Origin of the sequence: Erythrobacter donghaensis, assembly GCF_001557325.1 — a bacterium.
Lineage (GTDB): Bacteria > Pseudomonadota > Alphaproteobacteria > Sphingomonadales > Sphingomonadaceae > Erythrobacter > Erythrobacter donghaensis_B.
The window spans coordinates 1-302 of sequence record NZ_LSJS01000102.1 but is presented as its reverse complement, the minus strand read 5'-3'; the positions used below and the strand labels follow the sequence as shown (position 1 = coordinate 302).

Sequence of the window (302 nt, the reverse complement as noted above, 5' to 3'; positions counted from 1 at the left end):
CGCGGTCGATGGCAGCCTCGTGCGCGCCGATGTGAACCGCCAGCATGCCGTCGATCAGGCCGATGGTCTGCCGGACCCGGCCACCAGCCATGCCGTTCGCGAGTATCTGGCTGTGCTCGACGATGCGGCCTTCGGGGGCGCAACCCCGGTGCCGCCCAAGCAGCTGGCGGTGGCCGATCCGGCCGCACGCTGGACGGCAGCAAGCCGCGAGCGCGCCTTCTTCGCCTATGCCACCAATTACCTTATTGATCTCCAGAACGCGGTGATCGTCGATGTCGAGGCGACCACCGCCATCCGTCAGG

1 pseudogene is annotated in these 302 nt (G+C 67.9%); it reads left to right on the top strand.

The window, feature by feature from the left end:
• Positions 1 to 302: pseudogene (locus AX692_RS20025) on the top strand (IS5/IS1182 family transposase); the annotation flags it as partial.